This is a genomic window from Pantoea sp. SYBGC1 (genome assembly GCF_057197005.1).
In genome coordinates this window covers 127,445-148,828 of sequence record NZ_JBXUNM010000009.1, presented here as the reverse complement: position 1 = coordinate 148,828, position 21,384 = coordinate 127,445, and the positions used below count along the sequence as shown (strand labels likewise).

At 57.5% G+C, this 21,384-nt stretch carries 19 protein-coding genes and 2 tRNA genes; 13 read left to right on the top strand and 8 right to left on the bottom strand.

Features of this window, described 5'->3' with window-relative positions; translation table 11 throughout:
- Positions 1-173 precede the first annotated feature (173 nt).
- Together AC2CF9_RS14955 and AC2CF9_RS14950 are read left to right on the top strand one after the other, a co-directional pair.
- Positions 174-250, top strand: a tRNA-Asp gene (locus AC2CF9_RS14955).
- A gap of 8 nt (positions 251-258) precedes the next feature.
- A tRNA-Trp gene (locus AC2CF9_RS14950) sits at positions 259-334 on the top strand.
- Positions 335-462: 128 nt separating this feature from the next.
- On the opposite strand, the gene hdfR is transcribed toward AC2CF9_RS14950, so the two are convergent.
- Positions 463-1,284: an HTH-type transcriptional regulator HdfR gene (gene hdfR, locus AC2CF9_RS14945; protein ID WP_484557345.1), complete on the bottom strand. Its 822-nt coding sequence runs from the start codon at positions 1,282-1,284 to the stop codon at positions 463-465.
- A 121-nt stretch (positions 1,285-1,405) separates the two neighbouring features.
- Between hdfR and AC2CF9_RS14940 the strand changes: the two genes are divergently transcribed.
- Entirely contained in the window at positions 1,406-1,744 is a 339-nt protein-coding gene (locus AC2CF9_RS14940; protein ID WP_150018701.1) for a MaoP family protein, read from the top strand.
- A 28-nt stretch (positions 1,745-1,772) separates the two neighbouring features.
- Here the strand turns inward: AC2CF9_RS14940 and AC2CF9_RS14935 are convergent, their stop codons facing one another.
- Positions 1,773-3,293, bottom strand: coding sequence for a YifB family Mg chelatase-like AAA ATPase (locus AC2CF9_RS14935; protein WP_150018700.1), 1,521 nt, complete (start codon positions 3,291-3,293; stop codon positions 1,773-1,775).
- Positions 3,294-3,620: 327 nt separating this feature from the next.
- On the opposite strand from AC2CF9_RS14935, the gene ilvL reads away from it, so the two are divergent.
- The 6 genes from ilvL (at position 3,621) to ilvA (ending at position 10,181) form a co-directional block, all read left to right on the top strand.
- Positions 3,621-3,719, top strand: a complete 99-nt coding sequence (gene ilvL, locus AC2CF9_RS14930) for an ilv operon leader peptide (RefSeq protein ID WP_071669254.1) — start codon at positions 3,621-3,623, stop codon at positions 3,717-3,719.
- A 149-nt stretch (positions 3,720-3,868) separates the two neighbouring features.
- Positions 3,869-5,515 (top strand): acetolactate synthase 2 catalytic subunit, encoded by a 1,647-nt coding sequence (gene ilvG / locus AC2CF9_RS14925; protein ID WP_484557344.1) that lies wholly within the window; start codon positions 3,869-3,871, stop codon positions 5,513-5,515.
- Positions 5,512-5,769: an acetolactate synthase 2 small subunit gene (gene ilvM, locus AC2CF9_RS14920; protein ID WP_039381130.1), complete on the top strand. Its 258-nt coding sequence runs from the start codon at positions 5,512-5,514 to the stop codon at positions 5,767-5,769. Before ilvG ends, ilvM begins: the two co-directional genes overlap by 4 nt.
- Before the next feature lie 18 nt (positions 5,770-5,787).
- Positions 5,788-6,717: a branched-chain amino acid transaminase gene (locus AC2CF9_RS14915; protein WP_039381127.1), complete on the top strand. Its 930-nt coding sequence runs from the start codon at positions 5,788-5,790 to the stop codon at positions 6,715-6,717.
- Positions 6,718-6,778: 61 nt separating this feature from the next.
- Entirely contained in the window at positions 6,779-8,629 is a 1,851-nt protein-coding gene (gene ilvD, locus AC2CF9_RS14910; RefSeq protein ID WP_039381124.1) for a dihydroxy-acid dehydratase, read from the top strand.
- Positions 8,630-8,633: 4 nt separating this feature from the next.
- Positions 8,634-10,181: a threonine ammonia-lyase, biosynthetic gene (ilvA, locus tag AC2CF9_RS14905; protein WP_071669255.1), complete on the top strand. Its 1,548-nt coding sequence runs from the start codon at positions 8,634-8,636 to the stop codon at positions 10,179-10,181.
- Here the strand turns inward: ilvA and ilvY are convergent, their stop codons facing one another.
- Positions 10,182-11,063 carry an HTH-type transcriptional activator IlvY gene (ilvY, locus tag AC2CF9_RS14900; protein ID WP_150018695.1) on the bottom strand — a complete coding sequence of 294 codons (882 nt, stop codon included), beginning with the start codon at positions 11,061-11,063 and terminating at the stop codon, positions 10,182-10,184. It abuts the gene before it with no gap.
- 164 nt (positions 11,064-11,227) lie between these two features.
- Between ilvY and ilvC the strand changes: the two genes are divergently transcribed.
- On the top strand, positions 11,228-12,703 hold the full coding sequence (gene ilvC, locus AC2CF9_RS14895; RefSeq protein ID WP_094112051.1) for a ketol-acid reductoisomerase: 1,476 nt from the start codon (positions 11,228-11,230) through the stop codon (positions 12,701-12,703).
- Between the two features lie 405 nt (positions 12,704-13,108).
- Here the strand turns inward: ilvC and AC2CF9_RS14890 are convergent, their stop codons facing one another.
- The 3 genes from AC2CF9_RS14890 to AC2CF9_RS14880 form a co-directional block, all read right to left on the bottom strand.
- Positions 13,109-14,443, bottom strand: a complete 1,335-nt coding sequence (locus tag AC2CF9_RS14890) for an MFS transporter (protein ID WP_484557343.1) — start codon at positions 14,441-14,443, stop codon at positions 13,109-13,111.
- 287 nt (positions 14,444-14,730) lie between these two features.
- Positions 14,731-15,732: an inner membrane protein YhjD gene (yhjD, locus tag AC2CF9_RS14885; RefSeq protein WP_150018694.1), complete on the bottom strand. Its 1,002-nt coding sequence runs from the start codon at positions 15,730-15,732 to the stop codon at positions 14,731-14,733.
- A 69-nt stretch (positions 15,733-15,801) separates the two neighbouring features.
- Complete coding sequence (locus AC2CF9_RS14880; protein WP_071669257.1) at positions 15,802-16,701, bottom strand: LysR family transcriptional regulator; 900 nt, start codon at positions 16,699-16,701, stop codon at positions 15,802-15,804.
- Positions 16,702-16,816: 115 nt separating this feature from the next.
- On the opposite strand from AC2CF9_RS14880, the gene AC2CF9_RS14875 reads away from it, so the two are divergent.
- Entirely contained in the window at positions 16,817-17,575 is a 759-nt protein-coding gene (locus AC2CF9_RS14875) for an SDR family NAD(P)-dependent oxidoreductase (RefSeq protein ID WP_484557342.1), read from the top strand.
- A gap of 26 nt (positions 17,576-17,601) precedes the next feature.
- Here AC2CF9_RS14875 and AC2CF9_RS14870 read toward each other — a convergent pair whose 3' ends face one another.
- Positions 17,602-18,450 carry a PhzF family phenazine biosynthesis protein gene (locus tag AC2CF9_RS14870; protein WP_484557341.1) on the bottom strand — a complete coding sequence of 283 codons (849 nt, stop codon included), beginning with the start codon at positions 18,448-18,450 and terminating at the stop codon, positions 17,602-17,604.
- Between the two features lie 107 nt (positions 18,451-18,557).
- On the opposite strand from AC2CF9_RS14870, the gene AC2CF9_RS14865 reads away from it, so the two are divergent.
- A complete protein-coding gene (locus AC2CF9_RS14865) occupies positions 18,558-19,181 on the top strand; it encodes a glutathione S-transferase family protein (protein WP_150018691.1) in 624 nt (207 codons plus the stop codon).
- Here the strand turns inward: AC2CF9_RS14865 and AC2CF9_RS14860 are convergent.
- A complete protein-coding gene (locus AC2CF9_RS14860; RefSeq protein WP_484557340.1) occupies positions 19,178-20,638 on the bottom strand; it encodes an aminotransferase-like domain-containing protein in 1,461 nt (486 codons plus the stop codon). The genes AC2CF9_RS14865 and AC2CF9_RS14860 overlap by 4 nt on opposite strands.
- Before the next feature lie 135 nt (positions 20,639-20,773).
- On the opposite strand from AC2CF9_RS14860, the gene AC2CF9_RS14855 reads away from it, so the two are divergent.
- Positions 20,774-21,361: a LysE family translocator gene (locus AC2CF9_RS14855; RefSeq protein ID WP_484557339.1), complete on the top strand. Its 588-nt coding sequence runs from the start codon at positions 20,774-20,776 to the stop codon at positions 21,359-21,361.
- Positions 21,362-21,384: the final 23 nt, after the last annotated feature.

Genomic DNA, 21,384 nt, shown 5'->3' with positions numbered 1-21,384 from the left:
CTCAGAAGTGAAACGCCGTAGCGCCGATGGTAGTGTGGGGCCTCCCCATGCGAGAGTAGGGAACTGCCAGGCATCCAATTAAGACCAGAGCTTCTGGTCGTGACCTCCCGGTGACGCGGAGAGGGCGAAACACCTGGCTTCAGGCGCGGTCCTGAGGGCAGTAAAGAATCGGTGGAGCGGTAGTTCAGTTGGTTAGAATACCTGCCTGTCACGCAGGGGGTCGCGGGTTCGAGCCCCGTCCGTTCCGCCACCCTATTTAGGGGCGTAGTTCAATTGGTAGAGCACCGGTCTCCAAAACCGGGTGTTGGGGGTTCGAGTCCCTCCGCCCCTGCCAGAAAACAATCCTTTGCTTCGGCAAAGGATTTTTTTTTTGCCTGAAATTCAGGATCTTTTGGCATCCTTTCAAAAAATAAAGAGTCTGCGCCCGCTTTCACAGCTTCAGACCCTTCTCAATCTGCTATCTCAATGCGTCAGAACCGGAAATTTAAGCAGCTGACGGATATGCGTTTGCTGATCGCTATTCTGCAGCCAGACCGCATATAGCGGACGCACCGCTACCGGTGTATCGGGGATCGGCACAATATCGTTATATATGCTCTGCCAGGAATCGGGTAAGAAAGCACAGGCCCCGGTAGTGTGTAACAGTTCCCGCGTTACATGTGCTGATGTCGTGGTTAACACCGGAACATCATCACTGGACAAATAGCTCTCATGCTGATGAAAATCCGCGCCCCATTCCAGCTTGATATAATCATACTTCTCGCGTTTTTCCGTTTTACGCGCCCGGAACAGAGCAAGTGAAATATGACCAATCTGCTGGCTGGTCAGCTCATCCATTTTTGGCGCTTCCGTTGTGATTAGCAGATCAAGCTGCCGCTCATGCAGCTGTTTAACCAGCAGATGACGCTGGGCAATGCGGGCTTCCATATGCAGGCTTTCACGGTTCTCATAGAGCGTCTGAAGCCAGGGCGTGAGATAAGCCTCCCACAGGGAAGCGCTGGCACCAATTGAGAGCTCATGATGCTGCTGCGTATGCGAAACCTCTTTCTTTGCCATCAGCCAGGTACTCATCAGGCTTTCCGCATAAGGCAATAACCGCTCACCTGCTGAAGTCAGGCGGATATTATTACGATGGCGGGTAAAGAGATTTACGCCCAGCTGATTTTCCAATTGACGGATGCGAAAACTGACAGCAGATTGCGTAAGGTACAGCGCCTCCGCAGCACGTCCAAAATGACGCGTTCTGCTCACCTCCAGAAAAGTTTTCAGTAATTCCGTATCCACACTATTCTCCCAAAATTTGTTTGTCGTACTGATTTAAATGTTTTGTTTTACACTCTGTCAAGCCTATCTAATACTCCGCGCCATAAATAGCACGGCCATATGAGAATCAGGAGCGTGTAAAATGGCGGAAAGCTTCGCAACAACAAATCGTTTCTTCGATAACAAACATTATCCACGTGGATTTTCACGTCATGGTGATTTCACTATTAAAGAAGCCCAGCTTCTGGAGCGTCACGGATACGCCTTTAATGAGCTTGATCTGGCAAAACGCGAACCGGTAACAGAAGAGGAGCGGTCGTTTCTTGAAGTGTGCCGCGGACAACGTGAGCCGATGACTGAAGCAGAGCGCGTCTGGTCTAAGTATATCGCCCGCATCAAGCGTCCCAAGCGCTTTCACACCCTCTCGGGTGGCAAGCCGCAGATGGATACGGTTGAAGATTTCAGCGACAGCGATGACTGATAAAACGGGGCTCGGAATAGCCCCGTTTTTATTCCAGCGTCTTATGCAAATAAATCATCAAACGATCGATACTGCGGTAGCTCACCGCTTCCTGCAGATGCGGCCGTGCTATCTGTGTTTCCCCGGCAAGATCGGTGATGGTTCTGGCCACTTTCAGGATGCGCTGCCACGCACGCACCGACAAACCTAGCGTATTCAGTATCTCTTCCAGCCACTCTGCATCAGCCTGTAACAACGCACAGTCACGTGCGATCTCCGCATTAGTAAGATGGGCATTAATTTTGCCGGCGCGCGCCTGCTGTCGTGCTCTGGCTGCCAGTACCCGTTCCCTGACCTCCGCAGTGCTCTCGCCGGTGACAGCCTGCTGACTAAGGGTTCCCCCTGGCAGCAGCGGGATCTCAAGCGATAAATCGAAGCGGTCCAGAAAGGGTCCTGACAACCGGCTGAGATAGCGCAGTACCTGCTGTGGTGAACAGCGGTTGTGATTGCCCTGGTAATGCCCGGTGGGACTGGGATTCATTGCGCCTATCAGCTGGAAGCGCGCAGGATAAGTCACTTTAGCGCGCGTACGGGAGAGTGCAATTTCGCCTGACTCGATAGGTTCGCGCAGCGCATCAAGGACGCGGCGATCAAACTCCGGTAACTCATCCAGAAACAGTACGCCATTGTGCGCCAGTGAGATTTCACCCGGGCGGGGTATAGAGCCGCCGCCAACCAGCGCATAGAGTGAGGCGCTGTGATGAGGCGCCCTGAAAGGGCGCTTGCGCCACTGAGCACGCTGTTCGCCAGTACTGACCAGGCTGGCAATTGCCGCACACTCCAGCGCTTCACTGTCGTCCAGCGGTGGCATAATGCCCGGCAGACGTGTGGCCAGCATCGTTTTGCCTGTACCGGGTGGCCCGAGCAGCAGCAGATTATGTCCGCCTGCTGCTGCAATCTCCAGCGCGCGGCGTCCCTGCTGCTGACCAATAACGTCACGCAGATCCTGCGGTGAGTCCGCGGCCTCTTCGGTAACGGTCTGCGCCACTCTGAGCGTGGTCTGATTGTGCAGAAAAGCGCATATTTCACTAAGATGCACGCCGGTCAGCGTTTCGCCCTGCTGGATTAATCCCACATCCTGCTGATTCTGTTCAGCAACAATCATCTGGCGGCCGGCTCTGAGCGCTGCCATAGCGGCCGGAATTGCGGCCTGCACGCCACAGAGCGCGCCGTTAAGCGCCAGCTCACCCAGAAACTCATAGCGCGTAAGTTTTTCCCCTGGCAGCTGTTCTGAGGCTGCGAGAAGCGCGATAGCAATAGGCAGATCGTAGCGACCGCCCTCTTTAGGCAGGTCAGCAGGCGCCAGATTGATAGTGATACGTTTGGCCGGAAAGCTAAATCCGCTATTAATGATGGCGCTGCGTACCCGTTCGCGAGCTTCCTTAACCGTGGTTTCAGGCAGGCCGACCAGCGTCAGCGCAGGCAATCCATTACTGATATGAACCTCGACGGTCACCAGCGGCGCTTCAATTCCCAGTGCCGCACGGGTCAGAACTTTAGATAAAGACATCACCCCTCCTTGTTGCCTCTATCCTTGCTCCTCAGCGCGCTATCTGCGATCCCGGTTGTGCCATTTTGCCCGCCTTATCCCCTGTTTTTCTCTCTTGTTTCACTGTTTTCGCCAAAAATGCGCGCTCTCTTCCGCTAAGCATTGTGCAATTACGCGCCGGGCGTAATGAATATTTATCACAAATCTGAATAACCTAGTTTTTACAAGGTGATAACGAAGATTACATCGGAATCGTGAAAAATTGGCTGATGAAAATTATTGTAAATGACCCGGTAACTATGATAACTCTGTAGGCATTACTTCGAACAAGTGAAAAAAAGACAACGTATGAAAGCCCTTCTATCCGTGATTAGCCTAGTCGTGATTAGCGTGGTGGTGATTATTAACCCACCGTGCGGGGCTGCGTCTGGAGAAAGAAAGGCTTAAAAATCAAGTCTGAAATCTCAAAAACCCCCGCACCGAAAGGTCCGGGGGTTTTTTTTTGACCAGACAAACTATCAGCTGATTAGCGAGGAGCAGATTATGAGCAGTAGCATAAAATTCTGTTGTTCTCACAGGATTACAGGAGAATAACCATGACAGGTGCACAATGGGTAGTTCAGGCATTACGCGCACAGGGCGTTGATACCGTGTTCGGTTATCCTGGCGGCGCTATCATGCCCGTGTACGATGCGCTATATGATGGCGGCGTAGAACATCTGTTGTGCCGTCATGAGCAGGGCGCGGTGATAGCGGCTATCGGCTATGCGCGTGCTACGGGTAAAACCGGCGTCTGCATCGCAACCTCTGGTCCGGGAGCCACTAACCTGATCACCGGCCTGGCGGATGCGATGATGGATTCTGTTCCCGTAGTCGCCATCACCGGACAGGTTTCATCCGCTGTGATGGGAACCGACGCTTTTCAGGAGATTGATGTCCTCGGGCTGTCGCTGGCCTGCACCAAACACAGTTTTCTGGTGGAATCGCTCGACGATCTGCCTTCAGTGATGGCCGAAGCCTTTGCTATCGCGCAGTCGGGGCGCCCGGGGCCGGTACTGGTTGATATTCCAAAAGATATCCAGCTTGCCAGCGCGGAACTGACGCCCCATCTGCTGCCGGTTGAGGAGACGCTTTCCCATTCGCCGCAGCACATTGATGAGGCGCGCGCCTTAATGGCACGTGCGGCAAAGCCCATACTCTATGTAGGAGGGGGCGTGGGTATGGCGCAGGCGGTGCCGGCACTGCGTGCGCTAGCAAAAGAAAGCGGCATCCCGGTTGTCTCAACCCTGAAAGGGCTTGGCTGTGCAGAGAGCAGCAGCGAGCTTTATCTCGGGATGCTGGGCATGCACGGCACTAAAGCGGCCAACCTTGCCGTACAGTCGTGCGATTTGCTGATTGCAGTAGGCGCCCGCTTTGATGACCGCGTGACCGGCAAGCTGGATACCTTCGCCCCGCATGCCAGCGTTATTCATATCGATATCGATCCGGCAGAGCTGAACAAACTGCGCCGTGCTCACGTTTCGCTGCCGGGCGACCTCCGGCAGATACTGCCCGCGCTGAGTATGCCTCTGCAGATCGATGCATGGCGTCACGAAGTCCGCGCGATGAAAGCGGAGTTTAGCTGGCGCTACGATCATCCTGGTGACGCTATTTACGCACCGCTGCTGCTGAAACAGGTTTCCGATCGCAAACCGGACAGTACGGTTGTGACCACCGATGTGGGTCAGCATCAGATGTGGACCGCGCAGCATATGCAGTTCAGCGCGCCGGAAAATTTCATCACCTCCAGCGGTCTCGGCACCATGGGATTTGGCCTGCCGGCAGCCGTGGGGGCGCAGATTGCCCGCCCTGATGATACGGTCATCTGCGTCTCCGGTGACGGTTCCATCATGATGAACATTCAGGAGCTGGGCACGATTAAACGCAAACAGCTGCCGGTAAAAATTCTGCTGCTGGATAACCAGCGGCTGGGTATGGTGCGCCAGTGGCAGCAGCTGTTTTTCGATGGCCGCTATAGCGAGACCATCCTGACCGATAACCCCGATTTTCTGATGCTGGCCCGCGCGTTTGATATTCCAGGCCAGCGTATCAGCCGTAAAGATGAAGTTGACGCCGCGATTGATGCTCTGCTGAACAGCGAAGGACCTTATTTCCTGCATGTTTCGATTGATGAGCATGAAAACGTCTGGCCACTGGTCCCGCCGGGTGCCAGCAACGCAAACATGATGGAGAAGAGCATATGAATCAGCATCAGTTATCAATTGAAGCCCGTTTTCGCCCGGAAGTGCTGGAGCGCATTTTACGCGTTGTTCGCCACCGCGGCTTTCAGGTCTGCGCGATGAATATGGGCTCCGCCAGCAACGCAGACAACATTAATATCGAAATGACCGTTGCCAGCCAGCGCTCAGTCGATTTACTGTCTTCCCAGTTACGCAAACTTTTGGATGTCGCCTGTGTCGAGATCCAGCAGCAGACAACACAACAAATCCGCGCTTAGTCGCCAAAGGACATAACGATGAGTACGAAGAAAGCAGACTTTATTTGGTTCAACGGAGAGATGGTTAAGTGGGAAGACGCAAAGGTCAGCGTTATGTCTCACGCACTGCATTACGGTACTTCCGTGTTTGAAGGCGTACGCTGCTACGACTCGCACAAAGGCCCGGTAGTGTTCCGTCACCGTGAACATATGCAGCGTCTGCACGACTCCGCAAAAATTTATCGTTTTCCCATCAAAGCCAGCGTCGACGAGCTGATGGAAGCCTGCCGCGAAGTGATCCGCGTTAACAATCTGAAGAGTGCCTATATCCGCCCGCTGGCGTTTGTCGGTGATGTGGGTCTGGGCGTTAACCCGCCGGACGGCTTTACCACTGACGTAATTATTGCTGCTTTCCCGTGGGGAGCCTACCTCGGTCCGGAAGCGCTGGAGCAGGGTATCAACGCCATGGTCTCCTCGTGGAACCGCGTGGCGCCTAACACGCTGCCTACCGCAGCCAAAGCGGGCGGTAACTATCTCTCCTCTTTGCTGGTGGGCAGCGAAGCGCGCCGCCACGGCTATCAGGAAGGGATCGCGCTGGATACGCAGGGCTACATCTCTGAAGGTGCGGGCGAAAACCTGTTTGAAGTCAAAGATGGCATCCTGTTTACGCCGCCGTTTACCTCTTCCGCTCTGCCAGGCATCACCCGTGATGCGATTATCAAGCTGGCGCACGATCTCGGTATTGAAGTACGCGAACAGGTGCTGTCGCGCGAGTCGCTCTATCTGGCCGATGAGATTTTCATGTCAGGCACCGCTGCTGAAATCACTCCGGTGCGCAGCGTTGATGGCATTCAGGTCGGCGAAGGTAAGCGTGGTCCGGTGACCACCCGAATTCAGAAAGCGTTCTTTGGCCTGTTTACCGGCGAAACCGAAGATAAATACGGCTGGCTGGATCAGGTTAATCCGTAACAAGAGATCAGCGCGGGGGCAGCAGCGCCCGCGTCATTTTTCAGACTGGAGTAAATAGAGCATGCCTAAGTACCGTTCAGCCACCACCACCCACGGCCGTAATATGGCGGGTGCCCGTGCCCTGTGGCGCGCCACCGGAATGACCGATGATGATTTCGGCAAGCCGATTATTGCGGTAGTGAACTCATTCACACAGTTTGTACCAGGGCACGTGCACCTGCGCGACCTCGGCAAGCTGGTTGCAGAGCAGATTGAAGCAGCGGGCGGCGTGGCAAAAGAGTTCAACACCATCGCGGTAGATGATGGTATCGCCATGGGACATGGCGGCATGCTGTATTCACTTCCGTCACGTGAGCTGATCGCCGACTCCGTAGAGTATATGGTCAATGCCCACTGCGCGGATGCGATGGTCTGCATCTCCAACTGCGACAAAATCACCCCGGGCATGCTGATGGCGGCACTGCGCCTCAACATTCCGGTGATCTTTGTCTCCGGCGGCCCGATGGAAGCGGGAAAAACCAAACTCTCCGACCAGATCATCAAGCTGGATCTGGTGGATGCGATGATTCAGGGGGCGAACCCCAACGTCAGCGACGCCGACAGTGAGCAGATTGAGCGCTCAGCCTGCCCAACCTGCGGCTCCTGCTCCGGGATGTTTACCGCGAACTCCATGAACTGCCTGACAGAAGCGCTGGGCCTGTCACAGCCGGGCAACGGCTCGCTGCTGGCCACCCACGCCGATCGTAAAGCGCTGTTCATCAATGCCGGTAAGCGCATTGTGAGCCTGACCAAACGCTACTACGAGCAGGATGACGCCAACATGCTGCCGCGTAATATCGCGACCAAAGCAGCGTTTGAGAACGCCATGACGCTGGATATCGCCATGGGCGGATCCACCAATACCGTACTGCATCTGCTGGCGGCGGCGCAGGAGGGCGAGATCGACTTCAATATCTCCGATATCGACCGCCTGTCACGTAAAGTACCGCAGCTGTGTAAAGTGGCGCCCAGCACCCCGAAATATCATATGGAAGATGTGCACCGCGCCGGCGGCGTAATCGGTATTCTTGGCGAGCTGGATCGGGCTGGCCTGATTGACACCAGCGCACGCAATATTCTGCAGCAGACGATGCGTGAAACGCTGGATCAGTACGACATCATGCTGACACAGGACCAGGCCGTAAAAGATATGTTCCGCGCCGGCCCGGCGGGCATCCGCACCACGCAGGCTTTCTCGCAAAGCTGTCGCTGGGACACGCTGGATGACGATCGCGCTGAGGGCTGTATCCGTACGCGCGAACACGCCTACTCACAGGATGGCGGCCTGGCGGTCCTGTACGGTAACCTGGCAGAAGATGGCTGTATCGTTAAAACGGCGGGCGTCGATAAAGAGATCCTGACCTTTAAAGGCCCGGCAAAAGTTTATGAAAGCCAGGATGATGCCGTTGAAGCGATCCTGGGCGGTAAAGTGGTGGCAGGTGATGTCGTCGTCATTCGCTACGAAGGGCCAAAAGGCGGTCCGGGCATGCAGGAGATGCTCTATCCAACGACCTATCTGAAGTCGATGGGCCTTGGCAAAAGCTGCGCACTGATCACCGACGGACGCTTCTCTGGCGGCACCTCCGGCCTCTCTATCGGCCACGCCTCGCCGGAAGCGGCGAGCGGCGGCACCATTGCGCTGGTAAAAGATGGCGATCTGATTGAGATCGATATCCCGAATCGCGGCATTAAGCTGGCGGTGCCGGATAATGAGCTGCACGCCCGTCGTGAAGAAGAAGCTGCGCGCGGAGAAGCCGCCTGGACGCCGCATAATCGCGAACGTCAGGTCTCTTTTGCGCTGCGTGCTTACGCCTCACTGGCGACCAGCGCGGATAAAGGCGCAGTGCGCGACAAGTCGAAGCTGGGAGGCTGATGGTATGGCTGAGTCTCAACCCCTCTCTGCGTCGCCTGGCGGCGCGGAATACCTGCGTGCCATTCTGCGTGCGCCGGTTTATGAAATTGCGCAGGTAACGCCGCTGCAGAAGATGGAGAAACTCTCATCAAGGCTCGGCAACACCGTTCTGGTGAAACGTGAAGATCGGCAGCCGGTGCACAGCTTCAAGCTGCGCGGTGCCTATGCGATGATCGCCGGATTAAACGAAGAGCAGAAAGCGCGCGGCGTGGTGACTGCTTCTGCCGGTAACCACGCGCAGGGGGTTGCACTCTCAGCCAGCACGCTGGGAATTAAATCGCTGATTGTCATGCCGGTCACCACGGCGGATATCAAAGTCGATGCGGTGCGGGCGTTTGGCGGTGAAGCCTTTCTGTTTGGCGCAAATTTCGATGAGGCGAAGGCCAAAGCGATTGAGCTGGCGCAGCAGCAGGGGTACACCTTTGTGCCGCCGTTTGACCATCCGGCGGTGATTGCCGGACAGGGCACGCTGGCGATGGAGCTGCTGCAGCAGGATGCGCATCTTGATCGCGTATTTGTTCCGGTTGGCGGCGGCGGGCTGGCGGCCGGCGTGGCGGTGCTGATTAAACAGCTGATGCCGCAGATCAAAGTCATCGCGGTGGAGTCTGAGGACTCCGCCTGCCTGAAAGCTGCGCTGACGGCGGGCGAGCCGGTGGATCTGCCGCGCGTCGGGCTGTTTGCCGAGGGCGTGGCGGTGAAACGTATCGGCAGCGAAACCTTCCGGCTCTGTCAGGAGTATCTCGACGACATCATCACCGTTGACAGCGATGCCATCTGTGCGGCGATGAAAGATCTGTTTGAGGATGTGCGGGCCGTGGCGGAACCCTCAGGTGCGCTGGCGCTGGCGGGAATGAAAAAGTATATCCAGCAGCATGACATCAAAGGCGAGCGCCTGGCACACGTGCTGTCGGGCGCCAACGTCAACTTCCACGGCCTGCGCTATGTTTCCGAACGCTGCGAGCTGGGAGAGCAGCGGGAAGCGCTGCTGGCAGTAACCATTCCTGAACAGCAGGGCAGCTTTCTGACGTTCTGTCAGACGCTGGGCGGCCGATCGGTCACAGAATTCAACTACCGCTATGCGGATGCGGACAGCGCCTGCATCTTTGTCGGCGTGCGTCTGACGCGCGGTCTTGAAGAACGCGGCGAGATCATCAGTCAGCTGACTGAAGGGGGCTACCAGGTGGTGGATCTCTCTGATGATGAGATGGCCAAGCTGCATGTGCGTTATATGGTCGGCGGGCGTCCGTCAAAACCGCTGCGCGAGCGGCTGTTCAGCTTTGAGTTCCCGGAGGCGCCGGGCGCGCTGCTGAAGTTTCTGCAGACGCTGGGCGCGCACTGGAATATCTCACTGTTCCACTACCGCAGCCACGGCACCGATTTTGGTCGCGTGCTGGCGGCATTTGAAGTGAATGACAAAGAACCCGATTTTGAAACTCACCTGACGGCACTGGGTTACGAGTGGCACGATGAGGCGAATAATCCGGCGTTTCGTTTCTTCCTGGCTGGCCAGTAATCAGAGCAGATGCCAGAATGCATGAATCAGCGGCTCCCCGAGCCGCTTTTTTTGTACGCAAACGCCCAGCTGCAGCGGCGCAACTGACTCCACGTTCTCCAGCGTCATCACCCGGTTTCGCACTGGCTCAGGGCTGTTCTCCAGCACCACATCCGGCACCAGCGCAATCCCGCAGCCCAGCGCTACCATAGAGATAATCGCCTCATGGCCCGCCACCGTAGCGTAGATCTGCGGATTAGCGAGACGATAGCGCCGGAACCAGAGATCGATGCCGCGCCGCGCCGGCCCCTGATCCGGAATAATAAACGGAATCTGCGACCAGTCGGGCTGCGTCTGCGTGGCCTGGCTGCGTACCGGGCAGGGCAGCGCCGGCGCAATCAGCACCAGCGGGATCAGCCCCAGCGGCGTAAAGCCGATGCTGGCGGGCAGCGACTCCGGCCGGCCGGCGATGGCCAGATCCGCCTCACCCGACTGCACCATCTCAATGGCGTCCGCCGCGTCGCCGGTCGTGAGCTTGATCTCCACCTGCGGATGTTCAGCACGAAAGCGATCGAGAATCGGCGGCAGATGGCTGTAAGCGGCAGTCACCGAGCAGAACAGACGCAGCTCACCGCTTAGCGAGGGGCCGTTGAGATCCATGACGTGACGCAGCTGCTGATACTGCAGCAGCGTCTGCTGGGCAAACTGGCGCAGCCGCTCACCCGCTTCCGTCAGCGTCACGGTGCGGTTATCCCGCAGAAACAGCGCATGGCCGACATCCTCTTCCAGTCGCTGGATCTGGCGCGACAGCGTAGAGGGGCTGACGTGCATGGCGCGTGCCGTACGGCCAAAATGGCAGCTTTCTGCCAGATGCAGAAAGAGTTTTAAATCGCGTAAATCCATCCGGGATCTCCTGACATTTTGTATTGCAAAAATTGCAACGTAGCGTTGTTAATATATCAATTTAAGCAATGGATTTCCTGTCATATGATGGGGTCATTCGCAGCGCTGAAGCAGGCGCCGCTATCAGACAATAATGCAAACACAACATTGATGCGGAGTACCCCATGGCTAACTACTTCAACACATTAAACCTGCGCAATCAGTTAGCGCAGCTGGGCAAATGTCGCTTTATGGCGCGCGATGAGTTCGCCGATGGCGCCAGCTTCCTGAAAGGTAAAAAAGTAGTGATCGTGGGCTGCGGCGCACAGGGCCTGAACCAGGGCCTGAATATGCGTGACTCCGGGCTGGATGTAGCCTATGCGCTGCGTGCAGAAGCGATTGCAGAGAAGCGCGCCTCGTTCCGCAAAGCAACAGAAAACGGTTTTAAAGTCGGTACCTATGAAGAGCTGATCCCGCAGGCGGATCTGGTGGTTAACCTGACGCCAGACAAACAGCACTCCTCTGTTGTGAAAGCGGTTCAGCCCCTGATGAAAGATGGCGCTGCGCTGGGCTACTCGCACGGCTTTAACATTGTTGAGGTGGGCGAAACCATCCGCAAAGATATCACGGTGGTAATGGTGGCACCGAAGTGTCCGGGTACAGAAGTGCGTGAAGAGTATAAACGCGGTTTTGGTGTTCCGACGCTTATCGCCGTGCACCCGGAAAACGATCCGAAAGGCGAAGGCATGGCTATCGCGAAAGCCTGGGCTGCGGCTACCGGCGGTGACCGCGCAGGCGTGCTGGAGTCCTCCTTTGTAGCGGAAGTAAAATCGGATCTGATGGGTGAGCAGACCATTCTGTGCGGCATGCTGCAGGCGGGTTCGCTGCTCTGCTTCGATAAGCTGGTGGCTGAAGGGCACGATGTCGCCTACACCGAAAAACTGATCCAGTTCGGCTGGGAAACCATCACCGAATCACTGAAGTTTGGCGGTATTACGCTGATGATGGATCGCCTGTCTAATCCGGCAAAAATCCGTGCGTATGCGCTTTCTGAGCAGCTGAAAACGATCATGGCTCCGCTGTTCCAGAAGCATATGGATGACATCATTTCGGGTGAATTCTCCTCCGGTATGATGGCTGACTGGGCGAACGACGATAAAAACCTGCTGACCTGGCGTGAAGAGACCGGTAAAACGGCGTTTGAAAACGCGCCGCAGTTTGAGGGCAAAATTGAAGAGCAGGAGTATTACGACAAAGGCGTAGTGATGGTCGCGATGGTAAAAGCGGGCGTTGAGCTGGCGTTTGAAACCATGGTAGACGCCGGTATCATTGAAGAGTCTGCATACTATGAGTCGCTGCATGAGCTGCCGCTGATTGCTAACACCATCGCACGTAAGCGCCTGTATGAGATGAACGTGGTGATCTCCGATACCGCTGAGTATGGCAACTACCTGTTCTCATTCGCCGCGGTACCGCTGCTGGAGGAGTTTATGACCACGCTGCAGCCGGGCGATCTGGGCAAAGCGACAGAAGGCACTCAGGTTGATAACGCACAGCTGCGTGACGTTAACGAAGCGATTCGCCAGCATCCGATTGAAACCGTTGGTCGTAAACTGCGTGGCTACATGACCGATATGAAACGTATCGCGGTAGCTGGCTAAGCCCCATCCGACAATTTTCAGCCTTATCAAACCCCGGCCTGCCGGGGTTTTTTATTGCGCCGCACCGTCCCGGCCTAACGGGCCGCATAAATGCGGCCCCTACGTGATACACCTCTGTAGGGGCGTCATTAATGGCGCCCTGGCACAACGCCGCACCATCCCGACACAACGGGCCGCATAAATGCGGCCCCTACCGCGATACATCCCCGCACGGGCGCCACACCACTCCGTAGGGGCGCCATTAATGGCGCCCTGGCACAACGGGCCGCATAAATGCGGCCCCTACGTGATATATCCCCGCACGGGCGCCACACCCCCCGTAGGGGCGCCATTAATGGCGCCCTGGTACAAAGGGCCGCATAAATGCGGCCCCTGCCGCGATACATCCTGCATCAGGATACGCGTTTACGCCGCATCATACAGCGTCTGGTGCCGCGTTTCTTTACAGGCGATCAGGGCAATCAGCGTCAGCACCGCCATGGCGGCCAGATAGAAACCTACTGCCGGCAGGCCATAGTTTGCATTGAGCCAGGTGGCGATATAGGGCGCTACGGACGCTCCCAGAATAGATGACAAATTATAAGAGAAAGAGGCACCGGTATAGCGCACTTCGGTCGGGAACAGCTCCGGCAGCAGCGCACCCATCGGGCCAAACGTCAGGCCCATAATGCTCAGGCCCAGCAGCAGAAAGCCCATCACCAGAATCTGCGAGCCGGAGCCGAGCAGCAGCGGGAACATCAGCGCAAACGCGATAATCATCAGCGTAATAGTGATCATCGTTCTGCGGCGACCAAAGCGATCGGCCAGCAGACCAGCAATTGGCACCATTACGCCAAATCCGATTACCGCCACCATCAGCATCCAGAGGAAACTGTTGCGCGAGTAGCCCAGTCCGACCGGCGCCGGCGCGGTGCCGTAGCTCATTGAGTAGACGGTCATGATGTAGAACAGCGTATAGGTAGCCAGCATGATAAAGGTGCCGAGTATGGTCGCCGTCATATGCTTGCTCAGCAGCGTGCCGATAGGCATACGCACCTGCTTCTGCTCCTTCTGCACTTTGGCAAAAACCGGACTCTCATGCAGCGAGACGCGCACGTAGAGGCCGATCAGCACCAGTACCGCAGAAAGGATAAACGGCACGCGCCAGCCCCACTGCATAAACTGCTCGTCGGTCAGCAGCCAGGAGAGCAGCAGGAACGTACCGTTGGCAAAGAAAAAGCCGATCGGTGCGCCCAGCTGGGGGAACGATCCGTAAAGCGCGCGCTTTTTCGCCGGTGCATTCTCGGTTGCCAGCAGCGCGGCACCGCCCCATTCGCCGCCCAGTCCCAGCCCCTGACCGAAGCGCGCCAGTGCCAGCAGCAGCGGCGCGGCAACGCCAATGGTTTCATAGCCAGGCAGCAGACCAATCAGCACCGTTGAGACGCCCATCGTCAGCAGCGAAGCGACCAGCGTCGCTTTACGACCAACGCGGTCGCCGAAGTGACCAAACACCGCCGAGCCGATTGGCCGCGCGACAAAGGCGATGGCAAAGGTTGCCAGCGACTGCAGCGTCGCAACCGTGGCGTCCCCCTGAGGAAAGAAAATATGCGGGAAGACGATAACCGCTGCGGTGGCGTAAATATAGAAATCGAAGAACTCGATAGCCGTACCGACCAGGGAAGCTACGACAACTTTACCGCGTGAATTGACCGGCGCCTCGTCGTGCAGCGCGTCAGGTGTTTCTGTGATGGAGGCTTGCATAAATGTTTCTTAATTGTAAATGTAAACCAGAAATATTACGCACCTGGTATGCGGCATTCAATGAGCAAAAAGCGTCGCAAAACGACGATTTTCGGCGAAAAAGAGGATAATGTCTGAGTTAACCGGAATGGTGGCGAATGGCAGCGGCAGGAAACGTTTTTCTGGCGTGAATCGCTGCTAAACCGCTAAATAAAAGTGACTGGCTGGCGTTTCCTGCTGGCGGGTGCGCTAAAATTCGCCAGCAGGAAACAGGTTTTACTGTTCAGGGAGTTGCCCTGTGCCCGTTGTCAGGAGGGCTGGCGCGGCTGCGGCATCTCCGTATCGCCTTTATATTTCGCCGTGGCGATCCACGCGGCGCAGAACAGCGTCAGGCGGGCAAAGAAGTAGAAAAATGCCATCAGGCCGAGTACTGAACCAAAGGCCGCGCCTGAAGGAGAGGTCGCCAGCTTCGGCAGCGTCAGCGTCATAACAAATTTAATCACCTCAAAGCCGATAGCTGCCAGCAGCGTGCCGCGCAGCAGCGCTTTTTTACGCGGCTTATGACGCGGCAGGATCCAGAAAATCCACAGGAACAGCAGATAATTCGCCAGCACGGAGATGGAGAGGGCAATAATTGTCATCACCGGACGCAGCCAGTCGATGCCATCCAGCCCCAGCGCACTGACAATCGCTGCCTGAGCCGCACCGGCAATCGACGTCAGCGAAAGGGTGATCACCAGCGCCAGCATCAGCCCCAGGAGTGAAAAAAGGTCGCGCAGATATTTCTTCCAGAACACCTCTTTATCATCCGGCGTCCGCTCCCAGACATCGCGCGACTGCGCGCGGACCGCTTCGCGCAGGTTGCCCATCCAGTTGATACCGGAATAGAGTGCCAGCAGCAGACCGGTCAGACCCACGGTAGCGCGCTGCTGAATCGCAGTGTTCACGGTATTTTTTAACGTGGTGGCGAGCGTGGGATCGCTGATGCTGCTGACAATTTTGTTAATCAGCTCCGACAGCAGATCCTGATTGGAGGCCAGCACAAATCCCACGGCGGCAAACGACACCATCAGAATCGGGATCAGCGATAAAAAGGAGAAGTAGGTGATCGCCGCGCCAAACTGGCTGCCCAGCCGGTCATTAAAGCGATCCAGCGCCCGGATAAAGTGCGCGACGGCCGGAATAGACTGAAACCACGCGGCAAAACGCGACACGCGACGAATTGAGCCATCCACGGTTTTATTACCGGTGTGGATATCGATCAGCGGCTTTGGATCGGCGGCTGACTCCTGGGTTGTTTTGTCTGTCATAGACGATAGGCATCCTGTTCACTGCGAAACTGAAATTATATACCGTAAATAAGGGCGGCGGCGGATGTGTCAGGTGACATACTCCTGCAGCACCTGACTCAGCCACTCCATAAACACCCGCACGCGGCGCGCCACGTTGCGGCGGTGCGGATAGAGCAGCGTAATCGGCATCGGCTTTGCCGGAAAAGCGTGCAGCACCTCCACTAGCTGACCCGACTCCAGCAGCGGCTGAACGCCCATTGCCGGCACCTGAATAATGCCCAGTCCGGCGAGGCAGGCGGCACGGTAGGTTTCAGTACTGTTGACCGTCACCACGCCGCCGGTCTGCACATAGTGACACTGGCGGCCATCGAAATATTCAAATCCCGGCGCAGGCTGACCCAGCTGCTGGGTATAGTGCACCATGGCGTGCTGCGACAGCTCTTCCAGCCGTATCGGACGGCCAAAGCGGGAAAGGTAGTCGGGACTGGCGCAGTTGATCAAGGCATAGGTGCCAATTTTTCGCGCAATCAGACCGGAATCTTTCAGCTCGCCCACGCGCACCACGCAGTCAAACCCCTCCCGAATCACATCCACCTGGCGATCGCTGCTGCTCAGCTCAATCTCAATGCCAGGATAGTGCTGCAGAAACTCCGGCAGGCGCGGCAAAATAAAGCTGGTGGCCATCGCCACCGACATATCGACCCGCAGCTTGCCGCTCAGCGTCGCCGGGTCATGCTGAAACAGACTGTCCATATCCTCCATCATCGACAGCAGATCGAGGCAGCGATCGTAATAGACCAGTCCATCCTGGGTGAGGTGCACGCGCCGGGTGGTACGATGCAGCAGGCGCGTGCCCATCTGGTTCTCCAGCGCCTGCAGCTGACGCGATACGCTGCCTTTTGGTAAACCCAGACTTTCAGCAGCACGGGTAAAGCTGCCCATCTCCGCGACGCGTACAAAAACCTGCATTGCATGAATTTTATCCATGTTGTTCACCGATTGTTGTTGTTATTGAAACAGTGCTGCGCAGTTATCTGCGTTTATAGATCACTTCGGTTTGAATATCTTTATCAGGAGTTCACTTTTTCAGCAGGAGAGAGTTATGAGTCACAAAATAGCGCTGATTACCGGCGGAAACCGTGGTCTGGGACGTAATGCAGCCCTGAAACTGGCCGCACGCGGCACACATATTGTGTTTACTTACCGAAGTCACGCTGATGAAGCGCAGAGGGTGGCAGAGGAGATCGAAGCGCTGGGCGTACGGGCGGCTGCGCTGCTGCTGGACGTTGGCGACAGCCGCCAGTTCGCTGCTTTTGCACAACAGCTTACGCAGACGCTGCAGCGCGTCTGGCAGCGCGACCGGTTCGATTTTCTGGTGAATAACGCCGGCCATGGTCACTATCAGCTGCTGACCGATACCACCGAGGCGGAGTTTGATGCGCTGGTTAACGTACATCTGAAAGGCCCGTTTTTTCTGACCCAGACGCTGCTGCCGCTGCTGAACGACGGCGGGCGTATTCTGAATATCTCCAGCGGACTGACCCGCATCACGCAGCCCGGCTCCGGCACCTATGCCGCAATGAAAGGCGCCATGGAGGTGCTGACGCGCTATCAGGCGAAGGAGCTGGGCGCACGCCGCATTCGCGTCAATATTCTGGCACCCGGCGCCATTGAGACTGACTTTGGCGGCGGACGGGTACGCGATACGCGTGAACTGAACGCGCAGATTGCGTCCGTCACCGCGCTGGGGCGGGTCGGGCTGCCGGACGACATCGGCGACGCTATCTGCATGCTGCTGAGCGAGGAGAGCGGCTGGATCACCGCCCAGCGCATTGAAGCATCAGGCGGTCAGGCGTTGTGATCGCCTGCTGACGTCAGAGCGGCGCGTCAGAGCGCGATGGTACCGTCGATTACCGTTACCGTCTGGCCACCAATCCAGATCGCCTCTTCCGTATAGGTAACATCGATACGGCCGTTGCGCTGGATCGCGCTGCCCTGACGCGCCCGGTAGCTGCGCGTCTGGCCCTGGGCCGCCAGGTAGCGTGCCAGACAGGCGTTGGCGCTGCCGGTGACCGGATCTTCAGTCAGGCTGCCATTCTCCACAAACAGCGCGCGGACCTCATACTGCTCCGGTTCCCCCGGCGGCAGCGCGCCGAAAATCAGCGCGCCGCTGACGCCCGCCCGCTGCTGCAGCTGCTGCAGATCGGCCACGGAAGCCGTGACGTCGATGACTGCCTGCGCGCTGCTGAGCGGGATCAGCAGCCAGCGAATACCCATATCCGCTACGGCGGGCGACTGCGTCAGATCAAAGGCCTCGCTGTTAAGCGCGCGGCTCATCAGCGCATCGCTGAACGGCGTCAGGGTTGCCGTCGGGGCAGCGAATGCCAGCGCGCCATCGGCGGCGATACGCACCTCAACCAGTCCGACGCCGCACTCCTGAACAATACAGCCGGCGTTTTTCCGCGGCCAGCCCGCTTCCAGCAGCGCATGGGCTGTACCCAGCGTCGGGTGACCGGCAAACGGCAGCTCACCTGAAGGGGTAAAAATGCGGATGCGATAGTCCGCCGCGCTGCTCTCTGGCGGCAAAACAAACGTGGTCTCTGACAGATTGGTCCAGCGCGCAATCGCTGCCATCTGATCGTCAGTTAATCCCTCTGCATCCATGATCACGGCCAGCGGATTTCCCCGAAATGCCATAGTGGTAAAGACATCCACCTGTTTAAACGCCACGCTCATAACAGTTCCTTTTCAGTCAGCCAATGTGTGGAATGATACCCTGCGCATGGTAAAAGCGCGCTAACAGGACTATGAATAGATTAATAATTCTGCAGGCGGAGTCCGCGATGTTAAAAATTTTAGGTCGTAAAACGTCAATCAACGTGCGCAAGGTGCTGTGGCTCTGCGCTGAGCTGAATATTACCTATAAGCATGAATCCTGGGGCGACGACGGGCTGTCACTGCATGCACCGCAGTTTATGGCGCTGAACCCTAACGCCCTGGTACCGGTCATCATCGACGACGGGCTGGTGATATGGGAATCCAACGCTATTCTGCGCTACCTGGCCAACAGTTACGGTGGTGCATGGCTCTATCCGGAGGAGCCGCGCTTACGCGCGCCGGTGGATCAGTGGATCGACTGGCAGGCTACCGAGCTTAACACCTCCTGGCGCTACGCCTTTATGTCGCTGGTACGAAACTCACCGGCGCATCAGGATCCCCGTCTGCTCGCGGCAGCGGTAAAAGGCTGGACGCACACCATGGGAATACTCAATCAGCAGCTGGAAAAATCGGGCCGCTATGTGGCCGGGCGTCACTTCAGCCTGGCGGATATTCCCATCGGACTGGCGGTGAACCGCTGGTTTGAGACGCCGCTGGATCACCCCGATTTTCCGGCAATACAGACCTACTATGAGCGGCTGACGGAGCGCCCCGGGTTTACCACCTGGGGCCGCAACGGCACGCCTTAAGGCGCAGCAGGGGCAATGCCGCTCATCTCGCATGCCAGAGCACCCGTGCGCGCTAAGGCACGGGTATAACGCGCGTCGAACGGATAACAGCAGGAGAGGCGCAGCGCATGCCGGTAGCGTTCGCTCAGCGTATAGAGCGCGCCTGGCGTGACGCAGATCTGCTCCTGCAGCAGCCGATTAAACAGCAGCACGGTATCAATCTCACCCGGCAGCTCGACCCAGAAGACAAAGCCACCGCGCGGCAGCGTGGCGCGCGTTCCCTGCGGAAAATGGCGCGCCAGAATGCCCCGCGCCGCATCCAGATTTGCCGCGTAGCGCCGGCGCAGCGAGCGCAGATGGTGATCGTAGCCCCCGCTGGCCAGGAACTCTGCCAGCGTCTCGCTCAGCAGCCGCGATTCAGTCATCGACGAGACCGCTTTCAGCCGCGCAATGCTGGCATGAAACCGGCCCGCGGCGGTCCAGCCGATGCGAAAATCAGGCGCCACGGTTTTGGTAAAGCTGGTGCAGTAAATCACCCAGCCATCGCGATCGAACGCTTTAACCGGCGGTGACAGCGGCCAGTCAAACTGCAGTTCATCGTAGAGCCCGTCCTCAATCAGCGGAATGCGATAGTGATTTATCAGCGCGGCGAGCCGTTTTTTGTTCTCCAGCGGCATCACGTAGCCCAGCGGATTTTGCGCGCCCGGCATAGCGATCAGCGCCTGAATGCGCTGCTCCTGCAGCAGCATCTCCAGCGCGTCCAGTGAAAGACCGCGCTGCGGGTCGGTAGGGATCTCCAGCGCTTTCAGTCCGAGCGAGGCGAGCAGCGGAAACAGGAAAAAATAGGTGGGGGACTCCAGCCCGATACAGTCGCCGGGCTGCGTGACAGCGCGCAGCGCCAGCTGCAGCGCCTCCATGCAGCCGTGGGTCAGGGTAATCGCCTGAGCGGTAAGGTTCAGTCCGGTATGCACGCTGCGCCGGGCGATCTCCTCGCGCAGCCGCTCGCTGCCGGGCGGCAGCGCATAACGACCGATAATGTCGCCCTGGCGCCGGATCAGCGCGGCGGTGATCCGGCCCAGCTTCGCTGAAGGAAAAAGCTCACTGTCCTGCGGACAGGCCAGCGAAATATTGGTGTAGCCGGGATTATTCTGCGCGGCAAAAACCTGCTCAATCAGCGCCAGCTTCTGTGCATCCGGATCGCCACTCTCTGCGGCGGGCGGCTGCGGCTGTAGCGTAACGGCAGGCAATACGCCGCGAACGTAATAACCTGACTGCGGCCGCGCCTCAATCAGGCCGCGATCCTCCAGCAGTTGCCAGGCGCTGAGCACGGTATTTACGCTGAGCTGATGCGACTGCGCCACTCGCCGGATGGCGGGCAGGCGGGCACCCGGTCGCAGCGAACCCTGATGAATAGCGTCGGCAAATTTTGCTGCCAGCTGCTGGTAGCGCGGTTGATCGTCAGTAAACGCGAGGGACACAATGGCCTCCGGAAGCGACAGGTACAAAACAGAGAAACTGGAACTGTACCCATTACAATACTGAATTGCTGTCTCTGTCGCCATTGCGGCAGCGGCATTACGATGGAGTCAGCTTATTCAGCCCGGAGAACTCTTATGCTCGATCCCGCCTTTTTCAGTTATGTCACCATCATGTCTATTACGCCCGGCCCGAACAATCTGCTGCTGGCCACATCAGGGGTCAATTTCGGCTTTCGTCGCACGCTGCCTGTGCTGGGCGGTATACTGCTTGGCTGCGCGCTGCAGATGCTGCTGGCGAGCGTGGCGCTGGAGCTGCTGCTGACGTGGATGGCAGTCGTGCGCCTGCCGCTGACGCTGGCGGGCTGCGGCTATCTGCTATGGCTGTCATGGAAAATTTTTCGCGCCGGTGCGCCGCAGGCCAGCGTCCGTCCGCGTCCCATGACGCTGCTGGGCGGCGTGGCTTTTCAGGCGGTTAATCCCAAGGCCTGGCTGATGGTCACTAACGTTGCGCTGCTTTACGCCAGCAGCAGCAACGTCTGGCTGGTGCTGACCGGTTTTGCCGCGCTCAATCTGCCCTGCATTCTGCTCTGGGCAGCGCTGGGCGATCGGCTGCGGACGTACCTGCAGACGCACTGGAAGCGGCGCCTGTTTAACACGCTGATGGCGCTATCGCTGGTGGCAACGACCGGCTGGATGGGGTATGACGCGCTGAGCGCATTATAGAGCAGGTGCGCCGGGCGGCGCAC

Bases quoted from the DNA above. Each gene is read 5' to 3' on its own strand.
- ilvA (WP_071669255.1), top strand. From the start codon at position 8,634: ATGGCTGAGTCTCAACCCCTCTCTGCGTCGCCTGGCGGCGCGGAATAC.
- AC2CF9_RS14915 (WP_039381127.1), top strand. From the start codon at position 5,788: ATGAGTACGAAGAAAGCAGACTTTATTTGGTTCAACGGAGAGATGGTT.
- AC2CF9_RS14880 (WP_071669257.1), bottom strand. From the start codon at position 16,701: ATGGATAAAATTCATGCAATGCAGGTTTTTGTACGCGTCGCGGAGATG.
- yhjD (WP_150018694.1), bottom strand. From the start codon at position 15,732: ATGACAGACAAAACAACCCAGGAGTCAGCCGCCGATCCAAAGCCGCTG.
- ilvM (WP_039381130.1), top strand. From the start codon at position 5,512: ATGAATCAGCATCAGTTATCAATTGAAGCCCGTTTTCGCCCGGAAGTG.
- ilvD (WP_039381124.1), top strand. From the start codon at position 6,779: ATGCCTAAGTACCGTTCAGCCACCACCACCCACGGCCGTAATATGGCG.
- ilvL (WP_071669254.1), top strand. From the start codon at position 3,621: ATGAAAGCCCTTCTATCCGTGATTAGCCTAGTCGTGATTAGCGTGGTG.
- AC2CF9_RS14940 (WP_150018701.1), top strand. From the start codon at position 1,406: ATGGCGGAAAGCTTCGCAACAACAAATCGTTTCTTCGATAACAAACAT.
- AC2CF9_RS14865 (WP_150018691.1), top strand. From the start codon at position 18,558: ATGTTAAAAATTTTAGGTCGTAAAACGTCAATCAACGTGCGCAAGGTG.
- ilvG (WP_484557344.1), top strand. From the start codon at position 3,869: ATGACAGGTGCACAATGGGTAGTTCAGGCATTACGCGCACAGGGCGTT.
- AC2CF9_RS14935 (WP_150018700.1), bottom strand. From the start codon at position 3,293: ATGTCTTTATCTAAAGTTCTGACCCGTGCGGCACTGGGAATTGAAGCG.
- ilvC (WP_094112051.1), top strand. From the start codon at position 11,228: ATGGCTAACTACTTCAACACATTAAACCTGCGCAATCAGTTAGCGCAG.
- AC2CF9_RS14890 (WP_484557343.1), bottom strand. From the start codon at position 14,443: ATGCAAGCCTCCATCACAGAAACACCTGACGCGCTGCACGACGAGGCG.
- AC2CF9_RS14875 (WP_484557342.1), top strand. From the start codon at position 16,817: ATGAGTCACAAAATAGCGCTGATTACCGGCGGAAACCGTGGTCTGGGA.
- AC2CF9_RS14855 (WP_484557339.1), top strand. From the start codon at position 20,774: ATGCTCGATCCCGCCTTTTTCAGTTATGTCACCATCATGTCTATTACG.
- AC2CF9_RS14870 (WP_484557341.1), bottom strand. From the start codon at position 18,450: ATGAGCGTGGCGTTTAAACAGGTGGATGTCTTTACCACTATGGCATTT.
- ilvY (WP_150018695.1), bottom strand. From the start codon at position 11,063: ATGGATTTACGCGATTTAAAACTCTTTCTGCATCTGGCAGAAAGCTGC.